A 20,820-nucleotide genomic window follows, 5' to 3' on the forward strand; every position below is an offset into this window, starting at 1 on the left:
GCCCAGCCAAAAAGCCGACCGGGCTTTCTTTGTTTTAAAGCCGGGGCCAAGGGCTCTAAGAGCCTTGATCCTGCAAGCGGTTCCAGGCGTGCATGCGGTTGGCGACCTGCACCGCTATCGGATGGAACGGGACCGGTTTCATGTTGGTGACCGGCAGCGGCATCTGCCCGTCCGTACGCCGGCCTGCCGCCCAGCGGCCGATGTCCTGGCCAAGCGACATCGAAAGTGCCACGCCACGGCCGGAATAGACGCCACCAAACACAAGGCCGGGCGCCAGGCGATAAAGGCGCGGCCTGCGGTCGGGCACCACCGCGAAAGTCCCGTGCCAATATTCCACCATCTCCGGTTCGCCGCCAAACGCTGGAAATGCCTTGCCCAGCATGCGCGAGACCTTGGTCCGGCCGCGATCGGCTTCGTCAAACCAGAATGTATGCGTACCCCCGCTCACCAGCCGATTGTCGCGGTCATAGTGGAAATAGCGGATGTCATTGCGCATGTCGGATACGGCCGGATTGCCGACAAGGATTTTCGCGCGCACGTCCTCCGGCAGCGGGTTGGTCGCCGCCTGGAACACCTTGAGCGGCACCAGCGTCTTCTTGAGACCTGGCCAGATGTTGCCGGTCAGCGCGTTGGTCGCGAGCACGACCTCGGGTGCGGTGACGCTTCCCGACGCGGTGAAGACGCGCCAGCCGCCTTCCACTTTCTCGATGCGCGTTGCACGGGAGTTCTCGCAGATGGTCACGCCCTCGCGCTCCAGCGCGGCCGCGAGGCCGACGGTCATGGCAAACGGATTGATATGGCCCGAATTGTGAACCATCCAGCCGCCGAGATAGGGACTGCCGATGCGTGCGGTGGCTTCGGCGCGGTCAAGGCTGGAGACATTCGCGCCGAAGGCCTTCCATTCCTCGTAGAACTGGCGCGTACGGGCAAGCGTCGCCTCGGTGTGCGCGGGCTGGATCCAGCCTTCCTGCACCTGGTGCGCATCGATGTTGAAACGCTGCATCAGGCCGAAGGCGACGCCGGCCGCATCCGCCACCATGCGGTTGTAGCGGGTGCCAACGGTCTTTCCGTATGCCGCTTCGAACTCTGAGGGTGATGCCTTGGAATGGTGTGAGATGACGAGGCCGTTGTTGCGGCCGGACGCCGCTGAACCGATCTCGTTGCCTTCTAGGAGGATAACATCGACGCCGCTGTCGCGCGCTCCGAGTGCCGCGGCCATGCCGGTGAAGCCCCCGCCCACGATCAGTACGTCGGTCTTCAAATCACCCTGGAGCGCCGGCGCCGTCTGACGCAAATTTGCGATCTTGCGCCAGAGATGCGGCGTCTTCCAGTCGACCTCAAACATGAAGAACGTCCGTGTTTGCCCCGCCGAGATAGTGCTCGCTCAGCGCGGAATGCTCGGCCATTTCCTGTGCGGGGGCGTGAAGCTTCACCTTGCCCGTATTCAACAGATAGGCGTAGTCGCCGCATTCAAGCGCGAGCTGAACGTTCTGCTCGACAAGCAGGATGGAAATGCCGTTGCGCGACAGGTCGAGGATGATGCGGAAGATCTGGTGAACGATCTTCGGGGCAAGGCCGAGAGACGGTTCATCGAGCATCAGAAGTTTCGGCTCGGCCATCAGCGCCCGACCAATCGCAAGCATCTGCTGCTGGCCGCCGGACATGCGGCTTGCCATGCCATTGCGCCGCTCCTTCAGCACCGGAAAGAGGTCGAAGGCCTCGGTGCGCAGCGCTTCAAAGCTCTTGCCGCCGCGGCCGATATGGGCGGCGACCAGGTTTTCTTCCACCGTCAGCCGCTGAAAGATCTGGCGGCCTTCCGGGCAATGGGTGATGCCGAGACGCACGACCTGCTCCGGCCGCATGCCGGCGATGTCGCGCCCTTCGAAGGTGATGCTGCCGGCGGTCGGACGCGCAACGCCGGAGATGGAGTTGAGCAGCGTCGTCTTGCCGGCGCCATTGGGGCCAAGAACAACGACGATCTCGTGCGGATCGACGTCGATGTTTATGCCTTCAAGAACGCCGACGCGTCCGTATCCCGAGCTGAGCCCGGCGATCCTGAGCAGCGGCTCGGATGTCGTCGATGTCATTGGCGGTTCCCAGATAGGCGAGTTGGACGTCGGTGCTGGCCTGCACCTCGGCGGGTGTGCCCTGAAAGAGCAGTTTTCCGTGATGCATGACGATGATGTTGTCGCAGAGCGCCATGACCAGATCCATGTCGTGCTCCACGATGATCGTGATCCGGTCGGGCGAGCGCTGGGCGGCGAGCCTGGCGGTCAGCTCCGCCGTCTCGTGATGGTTCAGCCCCGCGGCGGGCTCGTCAAGCAGCAGCACACGGGGATTGCAAACCAGCGCGCGGGCGATTTCCAGCATGCGCTGCCGGCCATAGGGCAGGCTGCCTGCTTCCGCGTCGGCATGGCCTTGCAGATCGAAGAAACGCAAGATCTCCATGCATTTCTCGCGCCGACGGTCGCGCCGGGACGAGGCATAGGGCGGCCACAGCACTTCTTTCCAGGTGCCTCCGACATCGGTCGGATAAAAGCAGACCTCGAGGTTTTCGAGCGCCGTCATCTGGTCGAAGAGACGGATGTTCTGGTACGTGCGGGCGACTCCCGAATTGGCGATCTGATATTTCTTGAGCCTGTCGAGGCGTTTTCCGTCGAGCACGATCGATCCGGAGGAGACGGTGTAGGAGCCGGCGGTCATGTTGATGAGCGTCGACTTGCCTGCGCCGTTGGGTCCGATCACACCGTGGATCAGTCCGGGGGCGAAAGAGGCCGTCACGTCGTCGATGGCGACGACCTGGCCATATTCCTTGCGCAGTCTGTCAAAGGCGAGGGTCATTTGCCGATCAGCCTCCGGATGAGCTTGTCTGGCCCAAAGCTGCGTGGAACGATGCCGGCCGGGCGTACGATGATCAGGAAGATCATCAACAGTCCGAGGAACAGGATGCGCCATTCGGCGAATTCGCGAAGCACCTCCGGCAGCAGGATCAGGATTGCCGCGCCGGCGACGATGCCGAGAATGTTGCCGATGCCGCCGACCACGATCATCAGCACGATCAGCACGGATTCCTGAAGCGTGAAACTTTCCGGGCTGACGAAGCGCTGGGAGGCACCGAAGATTGCTCCTGCAATCGAACCGATGGTCGCGGAGGTGGCGAAGGCGGCAAGCTTGGCGTTGGTCGTATTGATGCCGATACCGCGCGCGGCGTCCTGGTCTTCACGGATCGCTGCCCAGGCCTTGCCGAGGATGGAACGCTCCAGCCGCCAGGCCACAAGGCCGGCCAGCAGCACGACAACGAGCAAGAGCCAGAAGAAATCGACGGGCCGCGCGATCTGAATGCCTAGGATCGAAGCCTTGTCGAGGCGGGCTATGCCCTTCGGCCCGCCGGTCAGCCAGTCGAGATTGTTGATGATGATGCGGACGATCTCGCCAAAGCCGAGTGTGACGATGGCAAGATAGTCGCCGCGCAGCCTCAACACCGGAATGCCAAGCAAAATGCCCGTGATCGCGCCAAGGCAGGCGGCGACGAGCAGAATGAGCAGGAAGGGCAAATGCAGGCCGAGCTGGGGGCTGGCAAGCAGTGCGTAGCTGTATGCACCGACCGCATAGAAGGCGACGAAGCCGAGATCGAGCAAGCCGGTATAGCCGATGACGATATTCAGCCCGATGCCGAGCAGGATGTAGATCAGCAGGCTGTCGATGACGCGGATGTAGTAGTTGGGCAGGAAGGGCGTCGCCGCGATCAGCGCGATGGCGATGGCAAAGACAAGGAACGCGACGGCCCGGCTTGAACGCGGCCTGACAGCAGCGAGGGTCTCGGCGACGGACATCAGAATTCCCTCTTGTACACGATGCTTTCCTCGGACACGGCCTCGCCCAATATGCCGGCGGGACGAACGAGAAGCACGAGTATGAGGATGGCGAAGGTGAGCACGTCGCGATATTCAGTGCCCAGCACGCCATGGGTGACGATGGGCAGCAAGGCGGTTCCGCCAACTTCGACGAAAGCGAGGATGAAGGCGCCAAGCATGGCGCCGGGAATGGAGCCGATGCCGCCGAGGATCGCCGCTGTGAAGGCCTTCAGGCCAATGACGGCACCCATGGACGGCGACATGATGCCGTAATAGCTGGCATAGAGGATGCCGCCCGCCGCGCCGAGCAGCGGGCCGACGAAGAACACCATGGAGATCGCGCCGTTGACGTTGATGCCGAGAAGCTGTGCGGTGGGGCGGCTTTCCGACACGGCGCGCACGATGATGCCGATGCGGCTGCGGTTGACGAGGAAATAAAGGCCGAACATCAAAACGAAGGCGGCAACGAGGATGCCGATCTGCATCGAGGTGATTGTGCCCCCCATCACCTCGTAACGGACGACGGGGAAGAAGCTCGGAAAGGCGACCGGCTGTGGCCCGGCAAGAATCTGTATGCCAGTGACCAGCGAGAGCGAAACGCCAAGCGAGGAGAGCATCGGCGCAAGCCGGGTGGAGTTTCTCAACGGCTTGTAGGCGACGCGTTCAATGCCGACGCCGATGAAGCCCACCAGGAAGATAGCCACGAGAAAGGCCACGGTAAGCGCGATCGCGCCCGCCATGCCGACATCGCCAACGAGCACGCTGAGGACCAGAAAGGCAACATAGGCGCCGAGCATGAACATCTCGCCATGGGCGAAATTGATCATGCGCAACACGCCATAGACCATGGTGTAGCCGAGCGCGATCAACGCGTAGATCGAGCCGATGGTCAACGCGTTGACCGTCTGCTGAATGAGGTTTCCCAGCATGGGCTGGCGTCCTGTGCAATGAGTTTCGATCGACCGGTCGAAACGGCCATCGCATTCTTGTCAGGCGCGGCCGTCAAGAGGCAAGAGGAGCCGCCTTCAAAAGGCAGGCGGCTCCCGCGCCTGGCTGCTATTTTGAGCCGACAAGCTGGAAGGCCGACCCCTCCACCTTGTAGAGGTAGGATGGGGCGACTTTGAGTTCGCCTGTGTCGTCGAATTCCAGTTCACCCACGGCGGTCTTGACCTTGACCGCGTGCAGCGCCGCGTTGATGTCCTCGCGCGTCAGGCCCTTGGTTGTCTTGAGCACCTGTTCGAGGATCTGTCCCTGCACGTAGCCGTAGATCGAGTAGGGGCCGGCGTCCTCGCCGTACTTGGCCTTGTAGAGTTTGGCGAAATCGGCGATCGCCGGTGAGGCATCCATCGGCGGCACCTGGATGGCGACGAGCGCGCCCTGGACGTTGGGCTCGCCAGCCTGTTTGATGAAGTCCGGTGTATAGCCACCGTCGGGCACGATCAGCGTGGCAGTGATGCCCTGCTCGTGCATCTGCTTTGCAAAGAGCGCCAGCTGCGGCATGACGGCACCGAGATAGATCACGTCGGGTTTCTTCGGTTTGATCTGCGCCAGCACGGCGGCGAAGTCCACGTCGCTCGGCGCGACGGCAATCGTGTCGAGGACCTTGCCGCCACCATCCTGCAAGTTCTTGGCGAAGATCTCGGAGATTCCCTGCCCGAACACCTGCTTGTCGTTGACGATCAGGGCCGTCTTGGCGCCAAGCTTGCCGAGCGCGTATTCAGCCGGCAGCAGCGCGCCCGCCAGATCGTTCGCGACCGGGCGCACCATGAACTTGTAGCCTTGCTTGGTGAGCGAAGGGTTGGAGCCGAAGGTCATCGTCGGCAACGAGCAATCCTCGTAGATCGGCAGGGTGGACTGGGCGACGCCGGAATTGAAGTTGACAAGGCCAAGCACCACCTGGGCATTGTCACAGAACTTCTGCGCCACGAGCGTTCCCTCGCGCGGATCTGCCTTGTCGTCTTCCTGTTCGTAGGCAATGGTCACGCCATTGACCCCGCCTTCGGCGTTCAGCTTGTCGATATAGAGCTTGAAGCCGTTATGCCATGTGGTGCCGAAATAAGCCTGCGGGCCAGAGAGTGGAGCGGAGAGACCAATCGTGGTCTGCTCAGCCATGGCCGGGCCTGCGAAGAGCGATGCTCCGAGAAGGAGCGTGGCGGTGAATTTCCTCATGATGGTTCCCCTTGGCTACTGGTCACGACAGGAGCGGCCGTTCCGGTCTTCTCTCCCTTGGAACCCATCGAAGCAGACAAAGAGACCGTCGTCAAGAAAGTGTCGACACTATTGCGTTCAATTTTGTGCTCAGATATCGATTATGCGTCGCGAGCCCGTCGCCGGCGCTTCAGGTCGGCGCCGTTGTCGGGTGCGAAAACCTTGAGCAGGGCGTCCTTGAGCGCCTGCTGCGTCGCGGAGACGGTCATTTCGATATGTTCGCGCAACAGTTTCGCGCCGTTCTCGGCATCCCGCTTGACGGCGGCTTCGACGATCGCCGAGTGAGAGGTGATCTGCGCCTTGTCATGCGAGGGGTGTTCGATCTGGATGCGGCGGATGAAGCGGATGCGCGCATTGATGGAGGCGAGCTGGCCGACGAGTTCCGGATTTCCGGACAGTTCGGCGATGAGCAGATGAAAGCCTTCGTCCTCGGCCAGGATGATGTCCGGCGGCTGGTCGCGATAGCCATCGACGATCGCCTCCCAATACTGCCGCAAACGGTCGATCTCGCTGTCTTCCGCGCGCTCGCACATCAGCTTGAAAGCAGCGGATTCAATGATGGAGCGCAGTTCGTAAAGGTCGAGCAGACCCTCGGTGCTGAGGCTCCTGACAAAGAAACCGCGATTGGGCGTGAGCGAAACGAAGCCCTCGGAAGCGAGCCGGTTCAGCGCCTCGCGGATTGGCGTGCGCGACACGCCGAGGCTGCGCGAAAGCTGGACCTCGTTGATGCGTTCGCCAGGCTTCAGCTTGAACTCGACCAGAAGCTTGCGGATGATGTTGTAAGCGCGCTCGCTGCTGTCGGCGCTGCGGCGCGTCTCGGCCTCATTCGCGAGGGACAGGTCGCTGTCGGCGCTGGTCTCGGCTCGTTCGGTCATGAAGATTCCAATCTGATTTGTCTGCAGGCTGTGTCGACACTTTACGGTGCCTCTTTCTTTCCCAACTTCATGTGAATGGCAAGCCGCAGGTTGCTACCGGGGAGACAACGATGATCATAGGCATTCTTGGCGTCGGGCATCTGGCGGCGTCCATGCTGGCTGGCTTCCTGCGTTCCGGGCTCGATCCTGAAACGATACTATTGTCTCCGCGCGGCAAGGCCGCGGCGCTTGCCACCCGGCACGGCTTTCGGCTGGCGGCCGGCAATCGCGATCTCGTCGAGCGGGCCGATATCGTGATCGTCGCTGTACGGCCGGCTCAAGCGCCGGAGACGGTCATGGGCCTGCCCTGGCGCGAGGGGCAGCTTGTGGTTTCGGTTTGCGCCGGCGTGCCGCTGTCACGGCTTGAGGTCGCGCCCGCGCGCGCCGTGCGCGCCATGCCGTTCACCGCCTCCGAGATTGCCGCCAGCCCGACAGTCTATTTCCCCGACCTTGAGCAGGCGCGGGCGGTTCTCGACCGGCTCGGCCCCGCGATCGCTCTCGCCAGCGAAGCGGACTTCGAAGTGGCGACGGTCAGCGCCGCCGTCTATGGCTGGGCGCAGGATCTGATCCGCAAGACGGCCGAATGGTCGAGTGCCGAAGGTCTCGATCCGGCAATCGCCCGCCGGCTGACGGCCTTGACCTTCGTGGCGGCCGGGCGGCTGATCGCGGAGAAGGGCGAACCGATGGACCAGATGCTCGAAGAGCTGGTGACACCGGGTGGCATCACCGAGCGAGGCCTGCAAGTTCTTTCGGCGCGCAGCGTGCCAGCAGCCTGGGAGGAGGCTTGCGCGGCGGTGCTCGACAAATTGACAGGGCGGGCTGATGCGAGGCCTCGTTGAGGCCACGCGCGCTTATCGTTGCGGCGCGGGTGGATAGACCTGGCCGCCGGCTGCCTGTTCGCTTGGCGCGATGGTCAGTTCGGCGATGTCGACATGGTCCGGCATCCGCAGCGCGGCGACAAGCACCGCAGCAATGTCCGCCGGGCCGAGCGGCCGCTGTTCGGAATACATGCGTTTGCGCAGGCCCTCGCGGTCGCCGTCGAAGGCCTTCAGGTAGAAATCCGTTTCCACGCGGCCAGGCGCGATCTCGGTCAGCCGCACGCCGGTGCCCGCGAGATCGAAGCGCAAGATGCGGCCGGCCTGGGAAAGGCCGGCTTTGGCCGCCCCGTAGGTTGTCGTGCCGGGAAAGACGGCGCTGGCCGCCGTGCTGGTCAGGTTGAAGATGTGGCCACGCTTGCGCGCGATCATGCCAGGCAGCAACAGACGGATGAGCTGCAACGGCGCGGTGAGGTTAAGCGCCACCACCTCGGCTGTTTCCTCAGCGCTTTGCTCATGAAGGGGGCGCACGGTCGCCAGACCCCCGGCATTGTTGATCAGCACGTCGATTTCCGTCGAACCGAGTGCGGAGGCGATCGCTTCGATGTCGCGTACATCGGCGACAAGCGGCTTGACGCCTGGTCCGAGCCGCGCCTGCAGGACCTGCAGTGCGTCGTGGTTGCGCGCCAGCGCATGGACGGTCAAGCCTTCCATGACCAGGCTCTCGACGATCGCCGCGCCGATGCCCTTCGAGGCACCGGTCACGAGGGCAGTGCGGTAGTTCATTGCCGTTCTCCTGAACCGTGACGATTAGAGCGCGCCGCGTTCGGCCACCGTTTTCAGAATGCCGACCAGGCCAGCCTCCCGCGCGGCCTTCAGCTCGTCCTGGCTGCGTCCATCCACCGCCGCATCTGTCGAAGCCGTGATCGCGCGGATCGTTTCGTCGTCGAGCTTCGCGTCGAGCAGCGTGTCCCAGATCGCCTGATAGGTCGGGCCATATTTGCGCAGGAAGTCCCCGATGCCATCGGCGTTGAGGCTGTTGGAAATGAACGAGCCTTGCAGGGTCCATTTCGCACCCGGCCCATACATGAAGGCACGATCCACGTCCTCGACGGAGGCGACGCCGTCGCGCACCAGCGCGATCGCCTCGCGCCACATCGCGCCCATCAGGCGCAGGGCGATATGGCCGGTCACTTCCCGGTTGAGCGTCACCGGCTTCTTGCCGATTGCTTCATAGATGGCGCGTGCCCGGGCGATCGCTTGTGGATCGGTCGCCTTGCCGCCGACGATCTCGACCAGCGGCATCAGATGCGCCGGGTTGAAGGGATGACCGAGCACGATGCGGCCGGGCCGACGGCACTCGCCCTGCATGTCGGACACCAGCAGGGCCGAGGAGGAGGAAGCGATGACGACCTCATCACCGACATGGCCTTCGATCTCGGCCAGCAGCCTGCGCTTCAGCGGCAGATCTTCCGGGCCGTTCTCCTGCACGAAATCGACGTCTTCGAGCGTCTCGGCGAGCGTCGGGAAAAGACGGATCGCACCGGGCGCGGACGAGGGTCCCTTCAACGCGTCGAGATCGGCCATGAGTGCGGGCAGCGCCTCGCTGAAAGCTGCCTCGCGCCGCTCCGTCGGATCGAACACATGCACCGCGTGGCCAGCATGGGCAAAGCAGGCCGTCCAGCGCTGACCGATCACGCCGAAGCCGACAATGCCGATGGTCAGCTTTTCCATTACCCGGCCCTCCTTCCGTCAAGCGCGGCGCGGAAGGCCTCGTTGAGGTCGTTCCACGGGATCAGGAGATCGAGCCAGGCACCGATCCGGCCAGCGACCAGGATCGCCTCGTCGATCAGGGCATCGAAAGGATAGCCGTCGCCCATCGCCGCCTTGAGCCGGAAAAGCAGGGCCGGCGTTTCCTCCATGTGGCAGAAGTCGCGCAGGCGGGTCGCGGTCTTGTCGAGCGCCAGCGCGGCCACCTGGCGCAGCACCACCTCGTCCTTTCTGCCGCGCTCGGCGCGTATCCACCACAGCAATTCGTGCAGCACCCGCGCTTCCGACTCCGCCGTGAAGACGGGACCGGCCGGGTGCATGATCGCGCGCGAGGCGGTGACATTGCTGATATCGACGGGACAAGCCGCCCACAACGCCTTGCGCGCGGCGATGATATCCTGCGGGAGCGGCGATGGCGCCGACGGCTCCGGCGCGCTGCCATCCGATCTGCCAAGTGTGCCTTCCAGGATGCGGCGGCCCTGGTCCCGCTTCAGTGTCGCGGCAAGCTCGGCAATGCCTTCCACCGGCGCGTCGAGATGGCCAAGAACGGTGATCTCGGCATTTTCCGCCTGGAGCGGTGCGAAGGTGATTTCGAGGAACTGCCGCACCGGCCAGTAGATGAAGGCGCCGGCGGCCGCGGCAAGCACATGCGTGGCCCCCTCCACATCCTCCACGAAGGGCGCATGCCAATAGATATGGCTGCCGGCGATCTTGGGCGTATGGAGCTGCAGGCGCATGGGCAGGACCGAAAGCAGCGCATCGCGGGTGCGGTCGGCATCGCCGGTAAGGCGTAGCGGCCAGCTGCGCCCCTCGGCAGAGAAAATCAGGTCCATCTTACTTTCCGGGATTGAAAAAGGAGACAGGTTTGAGGATCTGGTTGCGCATGTCGAGAAGGTAGTCGGTCTCGATCACCTTGCGCCGATAGGCCTGCCATTCGGGATCGGCTTCCATGCGGTCGCGCCGCTCTTCCCGGTCGGCAAGGCTTTCATATTTCCACAGATGCACGGTGCGCGAGAGGTCGCCGATATGGGTCTGGAAGAAGCCGAAGGGCTCGCCCAGATAATGTCGCTGCATCGGCAAGCCGACCTCCTCGTAGAGCGTGAGGAAATGCGACAGCTTGTTTGGGCGGGCGGTGTAGGTGCGATGGTCGAAGATCATCCTGGGCACTCCTTCTGGCATCCTGCTCCGGCGTCCTCGACGCCGGCGTAACGTGGTCTTGTCCGTCTCCCGCGACCGATCCGCGGGATCAAGCGAACTGCCGGCTCAACCGGCGCTGCGCACGGTCTCGGAGATCAGCCGGGCTGTAAGCGCCGGCGCCTCTATCTGCGGTACATGGCCAATGCCATCGAAAAGATGAACGGCGACGAAACCTGGCGCGCGGGCCGCATGGGCGACCGGGACAATCCGGTCCAGCTTCCCCCAGATCATCCGCGCCGGGACGTCGAGTTCGGCGAGCGCGGTCGCCAGGTCGAAGCCCTGGGTGCCGTCCGGGAACAGGCTTTCGGCCATCGCCGCGAGTGCTTCGCGATTGCCGGTCTTTTCCATTTGCCTGAGTGCAGCCTGCGCAAAACCACCTGGCAAGGCCGAGGGGGCGCCGACCATGACCGTCAGCCACCGCTCGAGGGCCTGCGCCGTGGTCGTGCGTGCAAGGCCGGCAAGGAAGCCTGCATTGATCTCAGGGCCAAGCCCAGCGGGTGCGAGAAGCGTGACCGAACGCACGGCGAGGCGGCCAAACCGGGTGAGCGCGAGAGCCGCGGCGCCGCCCAGGGAATGGCCGACGAGATGGGCATTGCCCACGCCCATAGCCTCCAGCTGATCGGAGAGGAGGAAAGCGATCTCTTCGATGGTACTCGCCGTCCTGGTGGCTTCGCTACCGTGGCCGGGCAGGTCGAGACTGATTGTCTCGATCCCCGGCCCGAGCAACGGGACGACCTGCCGCCATACGGAACGGTCCGCCCCGAAGCCATGGATGAGGACCACCGGCACTGCCTGTCTGGCCAGCGCCGGCGCTGCAACGGACGCTGTCTGGATTGCGGCTGGAGTCCGCTGGACCATGCCGTCATGTTCATTCGCGAGGGCGGCAAGTCTGGCATCGATGTCGCGCTTCTTGATGCGCCCGCGAGGGCCGCTTCCCGAAATGGTGGCAAGGTCGAGCCCGGCCGCCACGGCAAGTCGCCGGGCAAGCGGGCTGGCGATTGCACGGCTGCCGGTCTGATTGGCGGAGGTAGGGGTGTGTGCGGGCCCGGGCGCACGGGATGCCTCAGTTGCCGTGGCTTGCGCGGCCGGAGGCTGGCGAGCGGGGCCAGGCTTCTCATCCGCAATCGTACCGAGCACGGCGCCCACCGGCGCTTCCTGGCCCTCGGCGAAGAAGATTTCCGCCAGCCAGCCATCGCGGTCGGCTTCGATTTCTGTCGCCGCCTTGGCTGTCTCGACGGTGACGATGAGATCGCCGGCCTTGACCGGATCGCCTGGCTTCACTGCCCAGGCGATCACCAGCACGGCTTCCATGTATTCGCCGCCGGCGCTGTCGATCGTGATCGGATAGGTTGTCATCGCCGCCTCCGTCACTTCAGCGTCTTCAGCGCCGCAGTACGGATCTTTTCGGCATTCGGCAGCATCGCCGTTTCCAGCGGTTCGGAATAGGGGATGGGCATGTCCGGCAAGGTGACGCGCGCGACCGGCGCGTCGAGATCGTCGAAAGCGTGGTCCATGATCGTTGCCGAAAGCTCGGCGGCGTAGCCGCAGAAGCGCCAGCCTTCGTTGACCACCACGGCATGGTGCGTTTTCGAGATGGAGGCGACGATGGCGTCGACATCGAGCGGGCGCAGCGATCGCAGGTCGACGATTTCGGCCGAAACGCCGTCAGCGGCCAGCAGGTCGGCGGCCTTCAACGCCTCGACCACCATCTTGGAGGTGGCGAAGATCGAGATATCGCTGCCCTCGCGCATGGTCGCGGCCTTGCCGAGCGGCACCGTCACATCACCCTCCGGCACCTCGCCGCGGGTGTTGTAGAGCAGCTTGTGTTCGAGGAAGACCACCGGCTGATCGTCGCGGATCGCGGCCTTCAGCATGCCCTTGGCGTCGGCGGGCGTAGAAGGGGCAACCACCTTGATGCCGGGTATGTGGGCGAGCATGGAATCGAGCGCCTTGGAGTGTTGCGCGCCGGCACCGGCCCCGCCGCCGCCCTGCGTGCGCAGCACGAAAGGCATCTTCACCTGGCCGTTCCAGATGTAGTTGTAGATCGAGGCCTGGTTGACCAGCGCGTCGAGCGTCAGCGGTATGAAATCCGCATACATGATTTCCAGCACCGGACGAGTACCGGTCATGGCGGCGGTCACGGCCATGGCGGTCAGCGCTTGTTCGGAGATCGGCGTGTCGCGCACCCGTGTTTCGCCGAATTCCTCCATCAGCCCTTTCGTCACCTTGAAGACGCCGCCATAGCGGCCGATGTCTTCACCGAAGAGGAAGACGGAGGGGTCGGCCTGCATTTCTTCGCGCAGCGCCGCGTTGAGCGCTTCGGCGTACCGCATCATGGCCATGTCAGTGCGCCTCGCTATAGGGGTTGCAGGCTTCGTCGACGGAAAATTCCGGCATCGGATCGGACAACGCGGTCTCGAAAGCCTCGGCCACCTCGGCCTTGGCCGCCGCTTCGATCGCGGCGAGCTGGGCCTCGCCGACCTTGCCCAAAAGCACCTTGCGAGAGACGAGCAAAGGGTCGCGCGCTTTCCAGGCGGCGATGTCCTCGGGCTTCTGGTAACCGCCCATGTCGGAGGTGGAAAACCCTTCGATGCGGTAGGTCTTGCATTCAACCATGCCGGGACCCTCGCCGCGCCGGGCACGCTCGACCATCGCCGACACGGCGCGGTAGACGGCGACCGCGTCGTTGCCGTCGACGATCTCGGCGGGCATCGCATAGCCGGCGGCGCGGATCGACAGATCCTCGACCGGCGACTGGACGTCGGATGGGACGGTCAAGCCGAACTGGTTGTGCTCGAGGACGAAGACGACGGGCAGCTTCCACAGCCCCGCCATGTTCATCGCCTCGTGGCAGATGCCGGTCTGGGCTGCGCCGTCGCCGAAGATGCACATCGCGACATTGCCGTTGCCAAGGATTTGCATGGACAGCGCCATGCCGGTTGCCGCCGGGATGCCCGCGCCAACGATGGCGTTGCCGCCGATCACCCCCTTTTCGGCATCGGCTATCAGCATGTGGCCGGCGCGCCCGCCGCAGGCGCCGGTGGCGCGGCCAAGGATTTCGGCAACCACGGGACGCATGGCCATGCCCTTGCCGATATAGACAGCATGGCTGCGATGGGTGGTGGCGACCTTGTCGCCCGTGTCCAGCGCCGCCGTGGCCGCGACACCGACGGCTTCCTGGCCGTCGCAGCGATGGATCGGACCGCGCGTGCGGCCTTCCTTGTGGAGCGCGCCAAGGCTCTCTTCCAGATGCCGCACCAGCAGCATGCGGCGATAGATTTCCAGGTGCTGTTCGACGGAAGGAGTGTTTTTCACTGATATCTCCGATCTCGTGCCGAAATTAAATACAAAAGTGTCGACACTTTGCAAGGGCTTCTGCAAGATGGGGACGAAACAATCTGGAAAACAGGATCAACAATGCGTTTGAAGGACAAGATGGCGATCGTGACAGGCGCGGGAGCCGGCATCGGCGCGGCCGTGGCGGAACTGTTCGCGCAGCAGGGCGCGCGTGTCCTGGTCGTTGACCGGGACGGCGCGAAAGCACGGTATGTTGCGCACAGAACGGGTCAACTGGCGATGGAGGCTGATGTCTCGGACGAGAATTCCGTCGTGGCCATGGTGGCGCGCGCGCAGGACGCGTTCGGGCGCATAGATGTGCTCGTCAACAATGCCGGCTACGGCATACGCGGCTCCGTCGTCACCACCGCGGCGCAAGACTGGGACGCGCTGATGGCCGTCAACCTCAAGGGCGTTTTCCTCTGCTCCAAATATGCCATTCCGGTTATGGCCGCGGGCGGTGGCGGAGCGATCGTGAACACCGCCTCCAACGTCGCCCATGTCGGGATTGCCGATCGCGCGGCCTATGTCGCGTCGAAGGGCGGCGTCGTGGCGCTGACACGCGCCATGGCGCTCGACCACGCGGCAGAGAAGATTCGCGTCAACGCCGTGGCGCCCGGCACCACCTGGTCGAGCTATTTCGACAAGATTCTCGAAACCCATTCCGACCCCCAGGGCTTCGTCACGGCGTTGAATGCACGCGCGCCGATGAACCGCGTTGCCCAGCCGGTTGAGATCGCGCAGGCGATCCTGTGGCTTGCCAGCGACGAATCCTCCTTTGCGACCGGCTCGATCCTGACAGTCGACGGCGGCATGACGGCCTGGTGAGATGAGCGCCCGTCCGGCCCATGGCGGGCGTCACCGGCCGTTCGGGATAGAGCGCAGGGAGACGAGCATCGCATCGAGATCGGCGCATGGCACGCAGCCGAGCCTTGCGATGTCCTCGGTCACATCCACCGGCAGGTCGGAATTGGAGTCCTTCGGCACTTCGTTCAGCCGCCCACCGATGAGCACGGGCAGGACGAGTCCGCGCGCCGCCATCGCTGCCTTCACCGCCTGGGCATAACCGAGCGCCACGCCATTGTAGGTGCTGATGGCTATGGCATTGGCCCCGGTCTCCGCCGCGCGGGCAACAAGCGCTTCCGGGTCGACGGCCACGCCGGCATCTGCGATGGCAATGCCCAGGCCTTCCAGTGCCTGCTCGACGAGATACTTGCCGTGTTCGTGGACGTCGGTCGTACCGATGCAGACGGTCAGGGGTTCTTGCCTTGCCAGCGTTTTTTGCGTCGAAACCCAGCTTGCGGCCTTGTGATCGAGTTCGCGGGCCCATTCGGCATGGATCAGTGGCGTGCGTCCGCGCGCGCTTGCCGCGCCCGGGCCGAAGAGCGCCTCCATGCGCTTTGGCCCCATGCGGCGGACGGCGAGCATCAATGCGGCCGGGTCCTCGGTATCCACCCCGCGCTCGGCCAGCCCCTGCATGGCGGCATCGGCAAAGCGGCGTCCGCCCGCGACAAGTACATCGGCCATCGCCTCCACCTTGGTCCAGTCGAAGACCGGATCGTAGAACGGGGCGTGCAGCGTGAGCCGGTGCGCGAAGGTCTGCGCATCGATGATCTCGTCGACATCGGGAATGCGCTGGTTCTCGGTCACCGGCACGGGATTGATGGCATGGCCGGACGGCCATCGCCCGACGGCCAGTATGTCGGCCAGCAGATAGCTTGCCAGGCTTGCGTAATTGCCTGCCGGGGTCGACTGGTAGGAGACGGTGTTGCCGAAGATCATGGTGCCTGGCGTGTCACTGACCCGCACCAGCGCGGCATGGAAGGCGGTACGCGACAGCGGATCACTGAAATGGTGGCCGTAGCAATGGGCGAGCCGCGCGCCGATCAGATCCTCGACGATGTGCTTTTCGATCAGCACCATGCCGAGCGCGCAGGCCATGTCGATGAACAGCCCCGCGAATCCATCGTCGAGATTGGAATGGACAAGGATTTCGGCATCCTGCGTGGCAATCAGGCCGAGCGCGATGACGGTCGATTCGGTGGTCGCCACGTCATCGTCCCAGTAAGGCAGCCGGAAGGTGAAATATTGCCCCAGATTGCCGACCGCCGTCGCTCCGGCGGCGATGGCCGAGCGGGTGTTTTCCAATGCGCCCGGCAGGCCGAGCATGAAGTCGCCGAAATGGGCGGCGGCGGGTGCGGCGTTGGTGATGCGCGCGAAATCCTCGGGGCCGGTGAGCACGATGCCGGTGCCGCGCGCTGCCTTGGCGCGCATGGCCTGCGGATAGCCCATCGACCAGTCGAGCGTGATGCCGAAACGGTCCACCGTCACCCCTGCCTTGCGGCATTGCCCGTGCACCTCGCCGATCGCCGCAATGGTGCGGTCGACGCTTCTGAAGCCGATATGAGCATGCTGCATGACGCGCCTCTCGGCTGCGGCCTTGCGTTTCCATGCGGCCTCGGAAGGCATTCCGGTTTCGATGAGGAAGCGGCAGCTGCCGAGGCGCCAGTCGCGCGCCATGGCGCGCCCTTCGGCGAGGAGCTCGGCACTCGGCTTGAGGCGCGGGTCGATGAGAAGGGGGGCGAGTTCAGCGGTCATGATATTTGCTGTCGGCTTCGGCAATGAAACGGCGAATGATGGTGGCAAAACCTTCGGGGTCGGCGAGAGGATGAAAATGCGCGCCGGGAACGACGACATGGTCCGCACCCGGTATCGCGGTGGTGATGGCTTCCGAAAGAGCCGGCGGTGTCAGAATATCGCCAGCGGCCGCAATCACCTGGACCGGGGCGGCGATGCGCGGCAGGTCGGCAAGGCGGTCGTGGTCGAGCAGCATGCGCACGCGCGCGGCGCTGACGGCAAGTGGCGCCAGGGTCCGAGGGGCGGCGGCAACCGCCGCCTCGAGCTGCCCGGCATGCGCTTCGAGGTAGGACGGCTCGTGGCAGAGCACATGGCCGAGGCGCTGGTAGGTTTCGGCCATGCCGGCCTCCAGCAATTCGGCGCGAGCGCTGAAGAGCGCACGGAAACGGGTGTCGGCCCGCGCCCAGGAGCTGCTGATCGTGTAGCTCTGGCCGAGTTCAGCATGATCGAGCGCCAGCACTTGAGCGATGGCGCCACCGGTGGAATGTCCGACAATATTTGCCGGTCCGCCCGTCCGTGCCAGCAGGCCGGCAATGTCGCTGGCGATCAGGGGAATGGAGTAAGGCCCTTCCGGGCGATCGCTGCGACCCGCGCCGCGATGGTCGCTGACGATGATGCGATGGTCGGCCTCGAGCAGCCGAACGACGCCGGCCCAGAAGCGGCCGTCGCCGCCGAGTCCGGGGATGAGGATGAGGCGCGGGCCATGGCTGCCGAACGTCTCGTAGTGGATGCGGCAACCATCGGCGGCGGTGAAGAAGGGCATCAGCGATGGCCTTCCAGATCAAGCAACTCGCCAAGGGCTGCGACGAGGCTGAGTGCGGTGAGCGCGGAAGTCTTTGGATTGTCGGGCGAGGGCGCGTTGACGAAGCGAAAGGAGGCGGTGCCAGCGGCACTCTCGGCTTCAATCTCGTGGGTGTTGCCGGCAGCCTTCGGATCGGCAACCACGCGCACCGTGACCTTGCCGGCGCCCGCCGCGAGTGCCACTGCGAAAGCCGCGTTGAGGTTTCTCGGATAGAGCCTTGCCGCCTCAGTGGGCGTACCCTCGAAAAGGGTGATGGCGCCATTGTCGGCTGAAAGGCCGGCGGAGTTCAGCTCCGCCGCCCAGGCGGCAGGCGGTTTGCGCGAGGTATAGCGCACCCGCGCATCGGGAAGTGCCGCTATCGCTCGCAAATAGTCGAGGCCGCCCAACGCGCCTGACGGCAGGACGAAGCGCGCGCCTCCGTTGCGTGAAGCCCCGGCCAGCCGGGCGGCAAGCCCTGGGTCGGAGAGCGCGCCGACCGAAGCGATGACAGTCGGGATGCCGGCTTCAAGAAGCGCGGGTGCGTAAGCGGCCACGGCCTCCTGGCCTGCCGCTTCCACCACCGCCCTTGGACGCACGCCGATCAGTGCGTCAAGCCGCGTGACCGCGCTGACATTCGGTGGCAAGGGAGTTCCTGCACCCTCGCGCAGCAGCGCCACCCAGCGAACGGCGTCCGGTGGGAAAGCGGAGACGACCTCGCGCGCGATCGTGCCGAAGCCGATGAGGCCGAGCGTCACCATCAGGTTTTCTTCAGGGGTTCTGTTTTACGGGGTCGAACTTGTCGGCGAGGTCCGCTCCGAAGACCGTCTTGCGCTCGATTTCCAGCACGTTTTCCGGGCGCGGAAAATTGGACGGCACGCGGTCGCCCGGTTTGCGCGGCTTGCCGATAAGGCGAAAGAAGTCCTCGAGCCCGTTCGGCACGATCAGCCAGAGCCAGCGCAGGCGTGTCTCGCCATCGTTGATGAACATGTGCCTGACATTCTTCGGCAGGAACACAACGCTGTCCGGGCCTAGCGGATATTCCTTGCCCTCGACGACGGCGCGGCCATGACCCTCGATGACATAGATCGCCTCCTCGTTGCGGTCATGCGTGTGTTCGCGCACATAGCCGCCCGGCGCGACCGACTGCGTGCCCAGCGCGAAGGGGTGCTCCATGCCGACGATGTGCGGCGCGAGCGCCACGTCGATATGGCCGTTTGCCGGCACTGGCTGCCAATAGCTTTCACGCGTTCGGGAATCGGAAATATGGATGCCGGAGGGTGCGGTTGGAAGGCGGGTATCGTCCATGGTTCTGCCTGTCGAAAGGGCTACGAAGATCATGCCGAGCACGCTGCTGACTTGCACGAGGTTACAGCGCAAAAAGTGTCGACACAAGAGTAGACAGATTTAATTTTCTGCTCCTATAGTGCCGTGGCGATGCAGCAGGGGACCGCCAATGGGTGAATTCGACGTTCTGGTCATCGGGTCGGGGTCGGCGGCCTGTTCGGCGGCATTGAGGGCCGCCAAGGGCGGCCTCAAGGTGCTCGTCATCGAAAAGAGCGAATGGTTGGGCGGCACATCGGCCATGTCCGGTGCCGGGGTCTGGATACCCGCCAATCATGTGGCGGCCGAAGCCGGCATCGCCGACAGCCGCGAGGACGCGCTCGCCTATCTGCGCGCAGTCGCGCCCGAAGGGTGGAAGCTGAAGGAAGACACGCTCTGGTGTGCGTTCGTCAGGGCCGCGCCGGACATGCTACGCTTCCTGTCCGGCAACACGCCGCTCGATTTCCGCCTGATCAACGAGCCCGACCCCTTTACCGAAGCGCCGGGCGGCAAGCTCTACGGCCGCATGGTCTCGCCGAGGCCGCTCAGCCGCCGTATCCTGGGCAGGTACGCACGGAGCCTGCGCCGCTCCACGCTGCCGCACAGCTTCACTTACCAGGAGATCGTCGACCTGGATCTCTATCACCACCCTATCGCCGGATTCAAGGTCTGGCCGAGGCTTCTCTGGCGATGGCTGACGAATTCCGGCGGCCAGGGCACGGCCCTGATGACCGGGCTCATCAGGGGCTGCCTCGATGCCGGCGTCACCTTCCGGCTGGGAACGCGCGCCGTGACCCTGCTTCAGGATCCGGACTCGCGCATCACCGGCGCGGAAGTGCAGAGCGAGGGCCGACGAACGAAGATTGTCGCGCGCCGCGGCGTCGTGATCGCAACGGGTGGCTTCGAATGGGATGCCGAGATGCGTGGACACCATTTCCCCGGTGCCTTCGACCGGATCGGCAGTCCGCGCGGTAACGAGGGCGATGGCCAGAAACTTGCCGCTTCCGTCGGCGCGCAGCTGGACCGCATGGATCAGGCGAACGTCTACCCCTGCCTGCCGACGCGCTACCAGGGAAAGCCGCACGGCTTGCCGATGACCTTCCAGGCCGAGCCGCATTCGATCGTGGTCAATCGCGGTGGAAAGCGCTTTGTCAGCGAAAACGCCTTCAACATCGGCGAGGCGATCGATGCGCGCGGGCCGGAGGGCGTGCCCGTCAATCTGCCCTGCTATCTCATCGGCGATCATCGGTTCCTGAAAACGTCGCTGCCTTTCCGCTGGTATGCCTCCTATGAGCGCGATTGGGTCAAGAAGGCCGATACAATCGGTGGCCTTGCCGCCAAGCTCGGGTTGCCGGCGGCGGCGCTCGAGGAGACAATCGCCCGCTGGAACGGTTTTTGCGCCAAGGGGCACGATGCGGATTTCCACCGCGGCGAGAACGGTTGGGAGGACTACAAGGCGCATGGCCCCGAGAACCGGCTGAAGCCGATCGACAAGCCTCCCTATGTCGGCATGACGATCAACCGCTCCATTCTCGGTACCAAGGGCGGCGCCCGCACCAACGAGCGAGCGCAGGTGTTGAGGCCGGATGGTTCGATCATCCCCGGCCTTTATGCGGCGGGACTAGCCATGGCCAATCCCATCGGCACGCGCGCCGTGGGAGCCGGCACGACCCTCGGCCCCAACATGACCTGGGGCTACATCGCCGCCGAGACGATCCTGCATCAGAACCGATGATCGCGGGGCCTTGCTGCCCTCGGCTTCACGCCACGGCCACGCCGAGCGATCGCTTTTTCTCAGCGGCCGCGAGCAGATCGTCAAAGGCGCGCACCCTGGCGGGCCGGAACCGGGCCGGTGGAAAGACGGCATGGATGCCGCCGGTGGGCAAGCTCCAGTCGGCAAACACCGGCACCAGCCGCCCCTTGGCGATATCGTCGCCGACGCTGTAATCCGGAAACACGCCCGATGCCGGCGAGCACGCAGGCAAGGG

22 protein-coding genes are annotated in these 20,820 nt (G+C 64.5%); 3 read left to right on the top strand and 19 right to left on the bottom strand.

Translation table 11 applies throughout. The annotated features are described in order from the left end of the window. Window positions 1-55: 55 nt before the first annotated feature. The 7 genes from OOJ09_RS22575 to OOJ09_RS22605 form a co-directional block, all read right to left on the bottom strand. Window positions 56-1,345, bottom strand: a complete 1,290-nt coding sequence (locus tag OOJ09_RS22575) for an NAD(P)/FAD-dependent oxidoreductase (protein ID WP_269907325.1) — start codon at window positions 1,343-1,345, stop codon at window positions 56-58. After that, complete coding sequence (locus tag OOJ09_RS22580) at window positions 1,338-2,087, bottom strand: ABC transporter ATP-binding protein (protein ID WP_269907326.1); 750 nt, start codon at window positions 2,085-2,087, stop codon at window positions 1,338-1,340. Before OOJ09_RS22580 ends, OOJ09_RS22575 begins: the two co-directional genes overlap by 8 nt. Further along, a complete protein-coding gene (locus tag OOJ09_RS22585) occupies window positions 2,011-2,841 on the bottom strand; it encodes an ABC transporter ATP-binding protein (protein WP_269907327.1) in 831 nt (276 codons plus the stop codon). The genes OOJ09_RS22580 and OOJ09_RS22585 overlap by 77 nt, the downstream gene beginning before the upstream one ends. Beyond that, window positions 2,838-3,833, bottom strand: a complete 996-nt coding sequence (locus OOJ09_RS22590) for a branched-chain amino acid ABC transporter permease (RefSeq protein ID WP_269907328.1) — start codon at window positions 3,831-3,833, stop codon at window positions 2,838-2,840. The genes OOJ09_RS22585 and OOJ09_RS22590 overlap by 4 nt, the downstream gene beginning before the upstream one ends. Then, a complete protein-coding gene (locus tag OOJ09_RS22595; protein ID WP_269907329.1) occupies window positions 3,833-4,783 on the bottom strand; it encodes a branched-chain amino acid ABC transporter permease in 951 nt (316 codons plus the stop codon). Before OOJ09_RS22595 ends, OOJ09_RS22590 begins: the two co-directional genes overlap by 1 nt. Window positions 4,784-4,910: 127 nt before the next feature. Further along, window positions 4,911-6,023, bottom strand: coding sequence for a branched-chain amino acid ABC transporter substrate-binding protein (locus OOJ09_RS22600; RefSeq protein ID WP_269907330.1), 1,113 nt, complete (start codon window positions 6,021-6,023; stop codon window positions 4,911-4,913). 140 nt (window positions 6,024-6,163) lie between these two features. Next, window positions 6,164-6,937: a GntR family transcriptional regulator gene (locus OOJ09_RS22605; protein WP_269907331.1), complete on the bottom strand. Its 774-nt coding sequence runs from the start codon at window positions 6,935-6,937 to the stop codon at window positions 6,164-6,166. 110 nt (window positions 6,938-7,047) lie between these two features. Here OOJ09_RS22605 and OOJ09_RS22610 point away from each other — a divergent pair, with 110 nt between their 5' ends. Next, window positions 7,048-7,815: a pyrroline-5-carboxylate reductase family protein gene (locus tag OOJ09_RS22610; protein ID WP_269907332.1), complete on the top strand. Its 768-nt coding sequence runs from the start codon at window positions 7,048-7,050 to the stop codon at window positions 7,813-7,815. A 12-nt stretch (window positions 7,816-7,827) separates the two neighbouring features. Here the strand turns inward: OOJ09_RS22610 and OOJ09_RS22615 are convergent, their stop codons facing one another. From OOJ09_RS22615 to OOJ09_RS22645, 7 genes are all read right to left on the bottom strand, one after another. Beyond that, complete coding sequence (locus OOJ09_RS22615; RefSeq protein ID WP_269907333.1) at window positions 7,828-8,577, bottom strand: SDR family oxidoreductase; 750 nt, start codon at window positions 8,575-8,577, stop codon at window positions 7,828-7,830. A 24-nt stretch (window positions 8,578-8,601) separates the two neighbouring features. Then, window positions 8,602-9,525 (bottom strand): 3-hydroxyacyl-CoA dehydrogenase NAD-binding domain-containing protein, encoded by a 924-nt coding sequence (locus tag OOJ09_RS22620; RefSeq protein WP_269907334.1) that lies wholly within the window; start codon window positions 9,523-9,525, stop codon window positions 8,602-8,604. Beyond that, window positions 9,525-10,394 carry a hypothetical protein gene (locus tag OOJ09_RS22625; RefSeq protein WP_269907335.1) on the bottom strand — a complete coding sequence of 290 codons (870 nt, stop codon included), beginning with the start codon at window positions 10,392-10,394 and terminating at the stop codon, window positions 9,525-9,527. The genes OOJ09_RS22620 and OOJ09_RS22625 overlap by 1 nt, the downstream gene beginning before the upstream one ends. 1 nt (window position 10,395) lies before the next feature. Then, complete coding sequence (locus OOJ09_RS22630; protein WP_269907336.1) at window positions 10,396-10,719, bottom strand: NIPSNAP family protein; 324 nt, start codon at window positions 10,717-10,719, stop codon at window positions 10,396-10,398. Between the two features lie 105 nt (window positions 10,720-10,824). Continuing rightward, on the bottom strand, window positions 10,825-12,114 hold the full coding sequence (locus OOJ09_RS22635; RefSeq protein WP_269907337.1) for an acetoin dehydrogenase dihydrolipoyllysine-residue acetyltransferase subunit: 1,290 nt from the start codon (window positions 12,112-12,114) through the stop codon (window positions 10,825-10,827). Window positions 12,115-12,125: 11 nt separating this feature from the next. Continuing rightward, on the bottom strand, window positions 12,126-13,100 hold the full coding sequence (locus tag OOJ09_RS22640) for an alpha-ketoacid dehydrogenase subunit beta (protein WP_269907338.1): 975 nt from the start codon (window positions 13,098-13,100) through the stop codon (window positions 12,126-12,128). Window position 13,101: 1 nt separating this feature from the next. Continuing rightward, window positions 13,102-14,073, bottom strand: a complete 972-nt coding sequence (locus OOJ09_RS22645; RefSeq protein WP_269907339.1) for a thiamine pyrophosphate-dependent dehydrogenase E1 component subunit alpha — start codon at window positions 14,071-14,073, stop codon at window positions 13,102-13,104. A 102-nt stretch (window positions 14,074-14,175) separates the two neighbouring features. Between OOJ09_RS22645 and OOJ09_RS22650 the strand changes: the two genes are divergently transcribed. Further along, on the top strand, window positions 14,176-14,922 hold the full coding sequence (locus tag OOJ09_RS22650; RefSeq protein ID WP_269907340.1) for an SDR family oxidoreductase: 747 nt from the start codon (window positions 14,176-14,178) through the stop codon (window positions 14,920-14,922). A 30-nt stretch (window positions 14,923-14,952) separates the two neighbouring features. Here the strand turns inward: OOJ09_RS22650 and OOJ09_RS22655 are convergent, their stop codons facing one another. Genes OOJ09_RS22655 through OOJ09_RS22670 form a run of 4 tightly spaced genes read right to left on the bottom strand, consistent with a single transcriptional unit; the run spans window position 14,953 to window position 18,817 of the window. Beyond that, window positions 14,953-16,692, bottom strand: coding sequence for a cobalamin-dependent protein (locus OOJ09_RS22655; RefSeq protein ID WP_269907341.1), 1,740 nt, complete (start codon window positions 16,690-16,692; stop codon window positions 14,953-14,955). Further along, window positions 16,682-17,494, bottom strand: coding sequence for an alpha/beta fold hydrolase (locus OOJ09_RS22660; protein WP_269907342.1), 813 nt, complete (start codon window positions 17,492-17,494; stop codon window positions 16,682-16,684). Before OOJ09_RS22660 ends, OOJ09_RS22655 begins: the two co-directional genes overlap by 11 nt. Beyond that, window positions 17,494-18,270, bottom strand: coding sequence for an aspartate dehydrogenase (locus tag OOJ09_RS22665; RefSeq protein WP_269907343.1), 777 nt, complete (start codon window positions 18,268-18,270; stop codon window positions 17,494-17,496). Before OOJ09_RS22665 ends, OOJ09_RS22660 begins: the two co-directional genes overlap by 1 nt. A gap of 10 nt (window positions 18,271-18,280) precedes the next feature. Continuing rightward, window positions 18,281-18,817, bottom strand: a complete 537-nt coding sequence (locus OOJ09_RS22670; RefSeq protein WP_269907344.1) for a cupin domain-containing protein — start codon at window positions 18,815-18,817, stop codon at window positions 18,281-18,283. 148 nt (window positions 18,818-18,965) lie between these two features. On the opposite strand from OOJ09_RS22670, the gene OOJ09_RS22675 reads away from it, so the two are divergent. After that, window positions 18,966-20,567, top strand: a complete 1,602-nt coding sequence (locus OOJ09_RS22675; RefSeq protein WP_269907345.1) for an FAD-dependent oxidoreductase — start codon at window positions 18,966-18,968, stop codon at window positions 20,565-20,567. A 25-nt stretch (window positions 20,568-20,592) separates the two neighbouring features. On the opposite strand, the gene OOJ09_RS32070 is transcribed toward OOJ09_RS22675, so the two are convergent. Continuing rightward, complete coding sequence (locus tag OOJ09_RS32070; protein ID WP_420107536.1) at window positions 20,593-20,790, bottom strand: hypothetical protein; 198 nt, start codon at window positions 20,788-20,790, stop codon at window positions 20,593-20,595. Window positions 20,791-20,820 lie beyond the last annotated feature (30 nt).

It is taken from the genome of Mesorhizobium qingshengii (genome assembly GCF_027563465.1).
Lineage (GTDB): Bacteria > Pseudomonadota > Alphaproteobacteria > Rhizobiales > Rhizobiaceae > Mesorhizobium > Mesorhizobium qingshengii_A.